The following is a 12,606-nucleotide window of genomic DNA, read 5'->3' as shown; positions in this document are numbered from 1 at the left end:
ACAACTTATAGGAGCTTTCCAGACAAATCCTAATTTTTTCTAGCAATATTATAGCACGCGCAATAACTTTTCGCAATACTGTTAAATCAGGAAAATACTTTCTTTAAGACTTCCCCAATCGTCGTCACACCGATGACTTGGATATTGTCTGGAACTTTGAGGCCGTTCAGAGAGTTTTTAGGAGCGTAGACTTTGGTGAAGCCCAGCTTTGCTGCTTCGTTGATGCGCTGCTCGATGCGGTTGACCCGACGGATTTCGCCTGTCAGGCCAATTTCACCGATAAAGCACTCTTGAGGATTGGTAGGAAGATCCTTGTAGCTGGAAGCAATGGCTACTGCTACTGCCAAATCAATCGCTGGCTCATCTAGCTTGACGCCGCCAGCAGACTTGAGGTAGGCATCTTGATTTTGCAGGAGGAGTCCTGCCCTCTTTTCCAGAACTGCCATGATGAGGCTGGCTCGGTTAAAGTCTAGACCAGTCGTGGTTCGCTTGGCATTGCCGAACATGGTCGGTGTCACCAAAGCCTGTACCTCTGCTAAAATCGGCCGCGTTCCTTCCATGGTTACAACGATGGAAGAGCCTGTCGCGCCGTCCAGCCGTTCCTCCAGAAAGACTTCACTGGGGTTGATAACCTCAACTAGCCCACCAGATTGCATTTCAAAAATGCCAATCTCATTGGTTGAGCCAAAGCGGTTCTTAACTGCTCTCAAGATACGGAAAGTGTGCTGACGTTCGCCCTCAAAATAAAGCACTGTGTCCACCATGTGCTCTAGCGTTCGGGGGCCAGCTAAGGTTCCTTCCTTGGTCATGTGACCAACGATAAAGGTCGCGATATTATTAGTCTTAGCCAGCTGCATAAGCTCAGCTGTCACCTCTCGGACCTGAGAAACAGACCCTTGAACACTAGAAATTTCCGGCGACATCACCGTCTGAATGGAGTCGATAATCAGAAAATCTGGCTTGATTTTCTCAATCTCTGCACGGATATTTTGCATATTGGTCTCGGCGTAGAGATAAAATTCACTGTCAATATCACCAAGCCGTTCCGCCCGCAGCTTAATCTGCTCAGCTGATTCCTCCCCGCTGACATAAAGGACTGTGCCTTGATGAGAAAGCTGGGTAGATACCTGCAGAAGCAGGGTGGACTTCCCGATACCAGGATCCCCGCCAATCAGAACTAGACTACCAGGCACTACTCCACCACCCAGCACACGATTGAACTCATCCATTTCCGTCTTGGTCCGATTGACATCAATCGAAGTGACCTCAGCCAGCTTCATGGGCCGGGTCTTTTCGCCTGTCAAGGAAACACGGGCATGCTTGACTTCTGCAGCTTCTACTTCCTCAACGAAAGAAGACCACGCTCCACAATTAGGACAGCGGCCGAGGTACTTGGGCGAATGATATTCACAATTTTGACAGACAAAGGTCGTTTTTTTCTTAGCGATGGTGATTCTCCTTATTTTCTAATAATCCAAACAAAAGCAGATAAGACCTGACAAACTTGCTCTATGTTAGTAAAGCCAGCCTCTTCTAGTAGGTTTGCAACTTCTTGAGGAGAGAGGGAATTCATCAAACTGGCTTGATTCTCATAAGTACGCTGAATTTGTTGCTGATCGGCTCCTAGCTCTGAAGCAAGTGTTTTCCAATAGCCCAGTTGCTGGTTGGAAAAAAAGCTAAGAATCAGAAGGCCATCTTCACTTAAAGACTCATAAATTTTTCGAAGAAAAAAGCTGGGATTTTCAACAAACTGCAACACTAGCAAGCAAGAACAAATCTGATAATCAGAGGGCAGTATTGCTTCTTCAAATCGACTATTAAGATACTCCGCTTGAGGCAGATAAACCTGTCTTTTAAGCTCTTGCAGCATCGCCTCACTTGGCTCCACAACCGTCAACCCTGCCTTAGGAAATAAGGATGCCAAACCATTCAACTCATCCGTCTGGCTTGCTAAAGCTAACACCTTATCGACTTTTAAACTGGGGGCTAATCTAAGCAATACTCCTCGGAAAATCACATCTAGCATCAAATCGTAGCCTGGTATTTTCTGACGAATTTCTGTTGCATAATCCTTGTTCTTAAATTCTTTCATATTTTCTTCTATCTCAAAATCCTTTTATTAAGATTCTTTTTACAACGAAACATCAAATCTTCAGTTCACATTCAATAAACTGGCAAAAATCAATCTGCTGATCAGCTACAAACTGGCGGATGAGCATGCGATGGGCTACAAGAGCTACCGTCTCGTAGTCTCTGTATTTGCTTAAGGCACTGAAAAAGCGGGCTTTCATCTGCTCAACCGTTTCATACTGGACAGGACTTCTTGCAGGGAGACAACCATTGTTTTCAAAAAACAACTCCCGAGCCTGCTCAAACTTTTCTATACCACTCTCATATACCTGCCATTCATGCAGCAAAGGCTCCACAAAAAGCGGCAGTTGGCGGTCTCGAATCAAATAGGAAGCCGTCTCCAAAGCTCGCGTCACAGAAGAAGAGATCAGAATTTCCGCCTGTTCCAGCAAAGGATTAGCAGCTGCCTCTGTCGCCATCCGACGACCAGCAGCCGACAAGGGAGCCAAATCTAATCCAAAGCCAGTATAACCAGCCTCTTCCAAAAGTGAATAATCTGGCTCTCCGTGGCGGATAAAAATGATTTTCATATTAATGTCCTGTCGATCCAAATCCGCCGGTCCGCACGCCTTCCGCTTCATCTCCATCTGCAATCAGAAATGGTGCAAAGACAGCCTGAACTAAACGTTCGCCAACTTCGAGGATTACTTCCTGATCAGTGATGTTTTTCATCTGGGCAAAGATATGCCCTTCGTTTCCAGGATTGCCATAGTAGTCGCCATCAATGACCCCAACGGAGTTAATCAAGACCAAGCCTTTTTTACGAGGATTGGATGAGCGGTCATAAAGATAAAGCACCTCACCCGGCTGCATATAGGCCTTGACACCAGTCGGAACCAGCTTAATCTCCCCTGGCGCAATAGGGGTGCGCTCTGCCACTTTCAAATCGTAGCCAGCTGCGTGAGCCGTCTCTCTCTTAGGCAGCAAATCTTCATTTGTAAAGCTGGAAACCAGCTCGAATCCGCGAATTTTCATGCATTTCTCTTTTCTATTTTTGCTGTCCCTATTATACTAAATTCGTAAAAAACAAGCAAAAAAACCGCCAATTGGGCGGTTCTCCCTAGTATAGATTTCTGATGATCTCTCCATTATCCAGATAGGTAAACTGCTCTGTCAAATCTGATGTGAAAACTTGATACATTTCCTTAAAGCTCACAGCCAGCGAGTAGCTGTCAAAATCTTCACGGTTAATCCAGAACACCTCGCCTTCGTCGGATGAAACTAGCTCTCCTTCAAAACGATTGGTCTTGTAAAGAAAAACGATGTAGCGCTCATCTTTTTCAGTATAAAACTGCTTGACACCACACAAGCGAGGCTCATAGATAGTCAAACCCGTTTCTTCCTTGACTTCCCGTATCACTGATTTGACAAAGGATTCACGATTTTCAACATGGCCGCCTGGAAAGCAAAGGCCGGTCCAATCATCATTTACTTTATTTTGTACTAAAATGCGGTCCTCATCATAAACCATACACATATTTGTTAAAATAACTCGCTCCGCTCTTGACATCTCTGCTCCTCCATCTACCAACCAATTCGCTCGGCCTACTTGTGACTCATTATAACATAAAAGACATCAAATTGATGAAAATCTAGATTTCTCAGCCTTTCAAGCAAAAAAACCGCCAATTGGGCGGTTCTTATAGGGAGATTATTATGAAAAAGAAAAGTTTTAGGATTTCTAAACAAAGTTAGGAGGTCTTTGTTTATGGTCTTAGTATAGAACACTTATCTTAAATTTTCCTAAAAGTAACTTAAAAAAATGAAATAATTTTTTACAGCTCTTGCAAGAGGTACTGAAACAGCTCCAAATTGCCCTTTTCTTCGTTTATTAAAAACTCCGGATGCCATTGAAGGCCTATGATACGATGATTGTCAACCGATTCAATCGCTTCGATGGTATTGTCTCTTGGATCAAAAGCTGTCGCGCGGAAATTAGGTGCCAAGTCCTTGATGCTTTGACGATGAACCGAATTAATCTGGCTAGCCTGACCAAACAAACGCTCCACAACGCTGTCTTTCTCCGTTCGAATAGAGTGCGAAGTACCAAATGGCAAGCCCTGCCAGTGATTTTCGATATGCTGATTAAGAGTGCCGCCAAAAGCAACATTTACCAACTGCAGACCGCGGCAAATCGCCATGACTGGCTTATTTTGGCGCAGGGCTTCTTTCAAGAGTGCCAACTCAAACTCATCGCGGACAATATTGTAGTCATCACTGTCAATGGTCTTCTCTTCCCCATAAAACTGTGGGTGAACATTTTGCCCGCCTGACAAAATAAGCTTGTCAATCGTTTCTACATAATCCTGAACTAAACTTTTATCCCCAACGGGAATCACCATCGGCAGGCCACCAACCATTCGTACGCCGTCCACAAACTTGCGTGAGACAGAGGTGTGAATATTTTTCCCAGCTTCATCGACTGGACAAAGATTGGCTGAAATTCCAACAATAGTTCTGCACATACCGTGATTCCCCCTTATTTTGATATAGTATATCTTACCACTCCTCTGCGAAGCCGTCCAATAGATTTTTTTAAAGCTGGTTATAAAAATTTTTTATCAGAATATGCAACACTATAAATCTCTTTTTTAAAATTTAGAAAAATATTTCAGAATTATCAGAAAATTATTTACTTTTGGCAGAAATTTGTTATAATAAGCAGTGTAAAAACTCATGACTTGGAGGTCCCTATGAGAAAATCAAATATTCTTCTTGCCGCAGGGCTCACTCTGCTCTCTGTCGGCTTACTTACAGCTTGCTCTGGAGGCGGAAGTTCCCAATCCAGCAAAAAAATCTACAGCTATGTCTTTACGTCTGATCCAACGACTTTGGACTACATCCAGTCGGCAAAGGGGTCTACCCACGAGCTGACTACAAATGGTGTAGATGGCTTGCTGGAAAATGATAAATATGGAAACTTAGCTCCGTCTATCGCAGAAGATTGGACAGTCTCTCCAGATGGTCTCGTCTATACCTATAAGCTGCGCAAAGATGCCAAGTGGTATACCGCTGATGGCGAAGAATACGCAGATGTCACGGCTCAGGACTTTGTGGCAGGTATCAAACATGCTGCTGATATCAAATCAGACGCTCTCCCTCTTATCCAAGATTCTATCAAGGGGCTGAGTGAATATGCAGCTGGTACCAACAAGGACTTTTCAGCTGTTGGAGTTAAGGCACTGGACGATCATACGGTCCAATATACACTCAACAAGCCTGAAACCTACTGGAACTCTAAAACAACATCAGGTGTTATGATGCCGGTCAACGAGGCCTTCCTAGAAAAGCAAGGCAAGGAATTCGGTCAGGCAACCAAGGCAGATTCCATTCTGTATAACGGTCCATTTATCATGAAATCCATTACTTCTAAATCCTCTGTTGAATTTGAGAAGAACCCTAACTACTGGGATAAGGACAAGGTCAAGATTGATGGTGTCAAACTGTCTTACTACGATGGTTCTGACCAAGATTCATTAGCGCGGACCTTCGGAGATGGCGGCTACAGTTTGGCAAGACTCTACCCAGCCACTTCCAGTTATTCCTCAATCGCTGAGAAATACAAAGATAATATCTTCATGACAGAAGCAGGAGCGGGTGTCGGTCTAATCAGCTTTAACATTGACCGTCAAAGTTATAACCATACTTCTAAAACCAGCGATGAACAAAAAGAAGCTACCAAAAAAGCTCTGCTGAACAAGGACTTCCGCCAAGCTCTAGCCTTTGCCCTTAACCGCGAAAGCTATTCGGCTCAGGTCAACGGAGAAGATGCAGCTAAGCCAGCTGTCCGTAATCTCTTTGTTCCGCCAACCTTCGTACAAGCCAATGGCAAGGAATTTGGCACTCTGGTCGAAGAATCACTGGCTTCCTATGGTGACGAGTGGAAAGGTATCAAGCTAGATGACGGTCAAGACGGTCTCCACAATACTGACAAAGCCAAGGCGGAATTTGCCAAAGCCAAGCAGGCTCTTGCAAATGAAGGCGTACAATTCCCAATTCACCTAGATGTTCCTGTCGCTCAGAATTCTACTAACTTCGTCAACCGTATGCAATCTCTGAAACAGTCATTAGAAGAGGCTTTAGGCAAGGACAATGTCTCTGTAGACCTGCAGATGCTGGCTGAGGACGAAGCACTAAACATCACCTTCAATGCTGAAGCTGCTAGCCAGGAAGACTGGGATATCAACGGTCTCGTTGCTTGGGATCCAGACTACCAAGATCCTTCTACTTACCTGGACATTTTAGTGCCAGGTAACAGCACTCAGACCAGAACCTACCTTGGATTTGAAGACAAAGACAATGCTGCTGCTAAAGCTGTAGGACTAGATGAGTACAGCAAGCTGATCGAAGAGGCCGGAAACGAAACACAAGATGTTGACAAGCGCTATGAAAAATATGCTGCAGCTCAAGCATGGCTGACAGATAGCGCCCTCGTTGTGCCAACTATGAGCAGCAGAGGAGCAGCACCGTTCATTTCTCGGATTGTGCCATTTACCAACTCTTATGCTCAGACAGGTACAAAAGACGCCAACTATCATAAATACGTGGAAATCAGTGATGAGATTGTCACGACTAAAGACTATCAGAAGGCCCAAGAAAAATGGAAAAAAGAAAAAGAGGAATCCAATAAAAAGGCCCAAGAGGATCTAGCTAAACATGTGAAATAATCACTACTTTGATGTTAATTAAAAATCCAGCAGGAACAGAAACCTGCTGGATTTTTTTAATTTTCTATCTGATTCTTCAAAAGCCTAGCTGATTATCCAGCTGCCAAACCAACCATCTACTCAAACACAAACTGGTTGTGATAGAGTTCTGAATAGAAACCGCCGAGTTTGAGGAGCTGGTGATGATTGCCCTGTTCGATAACCTCTCCGTCTTTGAGGACGATAATCTGGTCGGCATTGAGGATTGTCTTGAGGCGGTGAGCAATAACAAAGCTAGTTCGGCCAGCTACAACGGCTTCCATGGCCTGCTGAATCTTACTCTCCGTCACCGTATCGACATTAGAAGTCGCTTCGTCCAAAATCAAGACTTGCGGATCCGTCAGCAATGTTCTAGCAATGGAAATCAGCTGTTTCTGCCCAGTTGAGAAAATATTTTGATCATCATCCACGATGGTATCGTATTTGTCTGGCAGACTTTCGATATAGTCATGGATATGAGTCGCACGCGCAGCCGTTTCTACCATCTCCTGACTAGCATCCGGCACACCGAAGCGGATATTGTCCCGAATCGTACCACTAAAGAGCACCGAATCCTGCAAGACAATCCCCACATGGCTCCGTAGGCTATCCAGCTCATAATCTCGAATGTCACGACCGTCAAACTCGATACTACCATTATCCACATCATAAAAGCGATTAAGCAGGTTCATAATGGTCGTCTTACCTGATCCAGTCGGGCCAACAACAGCCGTCATCTTGCCCTTAGGGGCTAAAATAGATACGTCTTTGAGAATAGACTTGCCTTCTACATAAGAGAAGTCCACATGCTTGATCTCCACGGAGTCTGTAAGCTCTGTGAAAGCAGGTGCATTCTCTGGCCGGACTTCCTCTGGTGCATCAAACATCTCCTGAATCCGGTCAGCCCCTGTAAAGGCCAACTGCAAACTTCCCCAGCTGGCTGCAATCTGGATGATGGGCTGATAATATTGCTGAGAAAACTGAGTAAAAGTGGTAATCAGGCCAACCGCAACGGCCGTTTCGACATTAGGGTCGCTCAGTAAGACAGCCGATCCAACAAAAATAACAATGGCTGTATTAATCAAATTCATCCCGTTCATGATTGGGAAGAGAAGGCCTGAAAAGGTTCGGCCTTTAAAGGTCGCTGAGCGTACTCGGTCATTCTGCTCAATGAACCCTTTGATGACCTCCTCCTGCATCCCCTGAACGATAACAGCCTTCTGACCGGAAATAGTCTCGTCCATATAAGCATTGAGGCGGCCGACTTCTTTTTGCTGAAGATTGGTGTATTTCCGAGCCAGCCTAACAATGACCACTAGGAGAAGAAAAGCAACCGGTGTGCTGGCTACCGTTATCCAGGCCAATCTAGCATTTTGGACAAACATGATAATCACTAGACCCATATAAAGCAAGGCATTGCTCATAACCTGAATCATGCTCTCGTTTAGAGCTTGCAGGATATTGTCCAAGTCGCTGGTAAAGCGCGACAGAATGTCTCCATCCTGATGGCGGTCAAAGAAAGCAACTGTCATCTTGGACAGCTTGCCAAACAGGCCCTTGCGCATCTCATTGGTCGAATGGGCAATAACTCGGGTCATCAAAACCATGTAAATTAAGCTAGAAACAGACAGGCAGACAAAGGACACCAATACACTGCCCATGACACTGCCAAAAGTCGACAGAATCTGATCAGTCTCACCCTTCTCTGCAAAAGCACGTCCCAACTCAACCAAATGCTGAACAGCCTGACCGACATAAACCGGAAAAAGGACCTGAAAAACAGTCGCTGTTATCATCATCAAGAGCACAATGACAAAGGATAATTTGTAACGCTTAAAATATTGCCAGAAAAATGCAATCGTCCGCATCTTAGTCCTCCTTTCCTTTCTGAGTTTCGTAGATTTCACGGTAAACATCGTTAGTTGCGACCAATTCCGTATGCGTCCCTTGGCCAATCAGCCGTCCTTGATCCAAGACCAGAATCTTATCTGCATGAACAACGGAGCTAATCTTTTGAGCAATGATAATCGTCGTCGTTCCTTGCAGCTCTTTATTCAAGGCTTCTTGAACCAACTTTTCTGACTTGGCATCCAAGGCTGAGGTCGAATCATCTAAAATCAAAATATTGGGATTGTTGACAACACCTCTGGCAATGGACATCCGCTGCTTCTGACCGCCAGAGAAGTTGCTGCCACGCTCCTCCACTTCACTGTCAAAACTTTCTTCCATACGGCTGATAAATTCACTGGCTTGGGCAATACGAGCCGCTCGCTCCATTTCAGGCAGCGAAGCGTTGAGCTTGCCCTGCCGGAGATTGTCCGCAATGGTCCCGCTAAATAGAATCGCCCGCTGCAGCACGATGGAAACATTTTTACGAAGAGTTCCCTGACTAAGCTTTCGCAGATCCCGGCCGCCAATCTTGACAGAACCTTCCTGCGGGTCAAAAAGACGGGGAATCAGCTGGGCCAAGGTAGACTTACCAGCACCTGTCGCACCGACAACGCCAATCATTTGCCCAGGCTCAACCTCAAAGCTGATATCCTTTAGTATTGGCTCGTCATCGTTGGGATAGGAAAAAGTCACATGTTCAAAGCTGAGGCTACCTTCTAGTTCTTCATCTAGCGAGTCTGGGAAAGCCATAGCTGGCTCCGTTGCCAATACTTCCTTGATCCGACGGATAGAAATGATCCCCCTCGTCACACCATTTCCCAAGAAGCCAACCATAATGATGGTGAAAATGATCTGGCTCAGATAACCGATAAAAGAAGCGATAGAGCTGACCAGTCCTGGCTCCGCCTGAATCATGCCAGATAAAGTCCAGATAGCCAAGTAAACAGAGCTGTAGCCGACCAACATCATCATTGGCTCAACGATTGAAAAAGCGTAGCCAATATAGAGATTCTCTGACAAAAGTTCATCAGACACCTGACTGAACTTATGAAACTGGTCTTCCTCCCGAACGAAGGACTTGACCACTCGCACACCACGAAGATTTTCCTTGGCAATGGCATTAATCTTATCCAAAAGAGTCTGGAATTTCTTAAAACGAGGCCCCATCATCCCCATCATGACAGCCGTTAGACCAGCTATGAGCACAATCAGCAAGAAGATAATCCACCAGAGAGAGGGCATGGTCACAATGGCCAGGATGACTGAACCGATAAAAAGGATGGGCAAGCGAAGAAGAATTTGAAAGAGCATCATAGTCACATTTTGAATCTGATTGATGTCATTGGTCATCCGCACGACTAGATTGCCGGAGTTGAATTCCTCGATATTAGCATAAGAAAAGGTCTGAATCTTGCGGAAAGTCTCCTCGCGGAGATCTGATGAGACAGCTTGGGCAATATAAGCCGCCAAGGTCACATTAATCCCTCCTGCCACCAGTCCGACAAAACCGATGCCAATCAGCCACCCCCCCATACTGTAGATGGTCTGGCTATTTTGCTCCTGCAGAGCATCTAAGATGTGCTTTAAAAACCAGGGTAGTAAAAGAGAGCTGGCAATCATCAGCGAGGTCATCAAAAACGAACTCAGGGCATACCATTTATACCGTAATAGACTTTTAAAAAACATGCTTCCTCCTACTTTTTTCATATTTGACTTAGTTTCCTTACTATATCACAGATAAAAACAATGTCAAGCAAGAAATTTCTTATATTATATGGTAAAATGAGATATAGAACTCTAAAACTGATTTAAATTCAGACTCGGAATTTCATCATAAGGAGAAGATATGGATAAACAACGAGTTGCTGTGATTGGTCCTGGTTCTTGGGGAACGGCCTTATCACAAGTGCTAAATGACAACGGACACGAGGTTCGTATTTGGGGAAATATCGCTGAGCAAATCAACGAAATCAACGACGAACACACCAATAAACGCTATTTCAAAGATATTGTACTGGACGAAAAGATCAAGGCCTATCATGACCTAGAAGAAGCTTTAAAAGATGCGGATGCTGTGCTTTTTGTCGTTCCTACCAAGGTAACCCGTCTGGTAGCCAAACAAGTAGCTCAAGCTCTGGACCATAAGGTGAAAATCATGCACGCCTCCAAGGGACTGGAGCCCAGCACCCACGAACGGATTTCAACTATCCTGGAAGAAGAAATCCCTGCAGAGCTACGTAGCGAGATTGTCGTTGTCTCAGGTCCCAGCCATGCTGAGGAAACCATTGTACGCGATATTACCTTAATTACCGCTGCTTCTAAGGATCTGGAAGCAGCTAAGTATGTGCAGGAGCTCTTCAGCAATCACTACTTCCGCCTCTACACTAATACCGATGTTATCGGAGTGGAGACTGCAGGCGCTCTGAAAAACATCATCGCAGTCGGAGCTGGTGCTCTCCATGGACTAGGTTATGGTGACAACGCCAAGGCAGCTATTATCACACGCGGTCTGGCCGAAATCACGCGTCTAGGTGTCAAGTTAGGAGCCAATCCTCTGACTTACAGCGGCCTATCTGGTGTCGGTGACCTGATTGTAACTGGAACCTCTGTTCACTCCCGCAACTGGCGGGCCGGCAATGCTCTAGGACGCGGCGAGAAGTTAGCTGATATTGAAGCCAATATGGGCATGGTTATCGAAGGAATTTCTACCACCAAGGCTGCCTATGAACTGGCCCAAGAGCTGGATGTTTATATGCCGATCACCCAGGCTATTTATAAGGTTATTTATCAAAACTGGAATATCAAAGAAGCCATTTATGAAATCATGAACAATGAATTTAAGGCTGAGAACGAATGGACTTCGTTCTAATAGAAAGGAAATAATTATGTCAAAAGTTAAGAAAGCCGTCATCCCTGCAGCTGGTCTCGGAACCCGCTTCCTGCCAGCTACTAAAGCACTAGCCAAAGAAATGTTGCCAATCGTTGACAAGCCAACCATCCAGTTTATCGTTGAGGAAGCTCTCAAATCTGGAATTGAAGATATTCTAGTTGTCACAGGTAAGTCAAAACGCTCCATCGAAGACCACTTTGACTCAAACTTTGAATTAGAATATAACCTCAAAGAAAAGGGTAAAGACGACTTGCTCAAATTGGTTGATGAAACCACTGGTATCGGTCTGCACTTCATCCGTCAAAGCCATCCGCGCGGACTGGGAGATGCTGTCCTTCAGGCTAAGGCTTTCGTAGGAAACGAGCCTTTCGTTGTCATGCTGGGCGATGATCTTATGGACATCACCAATGATAAGGCTGTGCCGCTGACCAAGCAATTGATTGATGACTACGAGGCTACTCACGCTTCTACCATCGCTGTCATGCAGGTCCCTCATGATGAAGTTTCTTCTTATGGTGTGATTGCCCCTCAAGGTGAAGGTGTCAAAGGTCTCTACAGCGTGGAAACTTTCGTCGAAAAGCCAAAACCTGAAGATGCACCGAGTGATTTGGCTATTATCGGCCGCTACCTGCTGACACCAGAAATTTTTGAAATCTTGGAAAAGCAAGCGCCAGGTGCTGGAAATGAGATTCAGCTGACCGATGCGATTGATACTCTTAACAAGACGCAGCGCGTGTTCGCTCGCGAATTCAAGGGCGATCGCTATGATGTCGGTGACAAGTTCGGCTTTATGAAGACTTCTATCGACTACGCCCTCAAGCATCCGCAGGTCAAAGACTCCTTGAAGCAGTATATCATTGACTTGGGTCATACATTAGAGAAAAAACAAAGTAAAAAATAATTGATTCAAACAACTAACATTGAAAATAAAATTTCAGCTATAAAAAAGAGGTTAATGTGAACCGCACCCCAAAAGTTAGACAGAAAAAATCTAACTTTTGGGGTGTTTTT

The 12,606-nt window shown here is 45.0% G+C and carries 11 protein-coding genes and 2 pseudogenes; 3 read left to right on the top strand and 10 right to left on the bottom strand.

Translation table 11 applies throughout. From position 1 onward, the window contains the following. Positions 1-86: 86 nt before the first annotated feature. The 6 genes from radA to RWS24_RS08295 all read right to left on the bottom strand — a co-directional run bounded on the left by radA (position 87) and on the right by RWS24_RS08295 (position 4,595). Complete coding sequence (gene radA / locus RWS24_RS08320; RefSeq protein ID WP_314366696.1) at positions 87-1,454, bottom strand: DNA repair protein RadA; 1,368 nt, start codon at positions 1,452-1,454, stop codon at positions 87-89. 5 nt (positions 1,455-1,459) lie between these two features. Beyond that, positions 1,460-2,092 (bottom strand): methyltransferase domain-containing protein, encoded by a 633-nt coding sequence (locus tag RWS24_RS08315; protein ID WP_314366678.1) that lies wholly within the window; start codon positions 2,090-2,092, stop codon positions 1,460-1,462. A gap of 52 nt (positions 2,093-2,144) precedes the next feature. Further along, positions 2,145-2,660 carry a histidine phosphatase family protein gene (locus tag RWS24_RS08310; RefSeq protein ID WP_314366676.1) on the bottom strand — a complete coding sequence of 172 codons (516 nt, stop codon included), beginning with the start codon at positions 2,658-2,660 and terminating at the stop codon, positions 2,145-2,147. A 1-nt stretch (position 2,661) separates the two neighbouring features. Then, a complete protein-coding gene (locus RWS24_RS08305; RefSeq protein ID WP_314366674.1) occupies positions 2,662-3,105 on the bottom strand; it encodes a dUTP diphosphatase in 444 nt (147 codons plus the stop codon). Between the two features lie 85 nt (positions 3,106-3,190). After that, positions 3,191-3,640, bottom strand: a complete 450-nt coding sequence (locus RWS24_RS08300; protein WP_314366672.1) for an 8-oxo-dGTP diphosphatase — start codon at positions 3,638-3,640, stop codon at positions 3,191-3,193. A 265-nt stretch (positions 3,641-3,905) separates the two neighbouring features. After that, positions 3,906-4,595 carry a gamma-glutamyl-gamma-aminobutyrate hydrolase family protein gene (locus RWS24_RS08295; RefSeq protein WP_002893948.1) on the bottom strand — a complete coding sequence of 230 codons (690 nt, stop codon included), beginning with the start codon at positions 4,593-4,595 and terminating at the stop codon, positions 3,906-3,908. A 228-nt stretch (positions 4,596-4,823) separates the two neighbouring features. On the opposite strand from RWS24_RS08295, the gene RWS24_RS08290 reads away from it, so the two are divergent. Then, positions 4,824-6,797 (top strand): peptide ABC transporter substrate-binding protein, encoded by a 1,974-nt coding sequence (locus RWS24_RS08290; protein ID WP_314366669.1) that lies wholly within the window; start codon positions 4,824-4,826, stop codon positions 6,795-6,797. A 116-nt stretch (positions 6,798-6,913) separates the two neighbouring features. Here the strand turns inward: RWS24_RS08290 and RWS24_RS10810 are convergent, their stop codons facing one another. The 4 genes and pseudogenes from RWS24_RS10810 to RWS24_RS08280 form a co-directional block, all read right to left on the bottom strand. Further along, positions 6,914-7,702, bottom strand: coding sequence for an ABC transporter ATP-binding protein (locus RWS24_RS10810; protein WP_399553771.1), 789 nt, complete (start codon positions 7,700-7,702; stop codon positions 6,914-6,916). Between the two features lie 135 nt (positions 7,703-7,837). Then, a pseudogene (locus RWS24_RS10805) lies at positions 7,838-8,569 on the bottom strand (ABC transporter ATP-binding protein); the annotation flags it as partial. Then, positions 8,545-8,683, bottom strand: a pseudogene (locus tag RWS24_RS10800) (ABC transporter ATP-binding protein); the annotation flags it as partial. The pseudogenes RWS24_RS10800 and RWS24_RS10805, both read right to left, overlap by 25 nt. Position 8,684: 1 nt before the next feature. Next, positions 8,685-10,391 (bottom strand): ABC transporter ATP-binding protein, encoded by a 1,707-nt coding sequence (locus tag RWS24_RS08280; protein ID WP_314366665.1) that lies wholly within the window; start codon positions 10,389-10,391, stop codon positions 8,685-8,687. A gap of 160 nt (positions 10,392-10,551) precedes the next feature. On the opposite strand from RWS24_RS08280, the gene RWS24_RS08275 reads away from it, so the two are divergent. Together RWS24_RS08275 and galU are read left to right on the top strand one after the other, a co-directional pair. After that, positions 10,552-11,574: an NAD(P)H-dependent glycerol-3-phosphate dehydrogenase gene (locus RWS24_RS08275; protein ID WP_314366663.1), complete on the top strand. Its 1,023-nt coding sequence runs from the start codon at positions 10,552-10,554 to the stop codon at positions 11,572-11,574. 16 nt (positions 11,575-11,590) lie between these two features. Next, positions 11,591-12,496: a UTP--glucose-1-phosphate uridylyltransferase GalU gene (gene galU, locus RWS24_RS08270; RefSeq protein ID WP_002893959.1), complete on the top strand. Its 906-nt coding sequence runs from the start codon at positions 11,591-11,593 to the stop codon at positions 12,494-12,496. Positions 12,497-12,606 lie beyond the last annotated feature (110 nt).

It is taken from the genome of uncultured Streptococcus sp., assembly GCF_963528215.1.
Classification (GTDB): domain Bacteria; phylum Bacillota; class Bacilli; order Lactobacillales; family Streptococcaceae; genus Streptococcus.
Note: the sequence above shows the minus strand (reverse complement) of the source record. Positions and strands in the feature narration are given on the sequence as shown.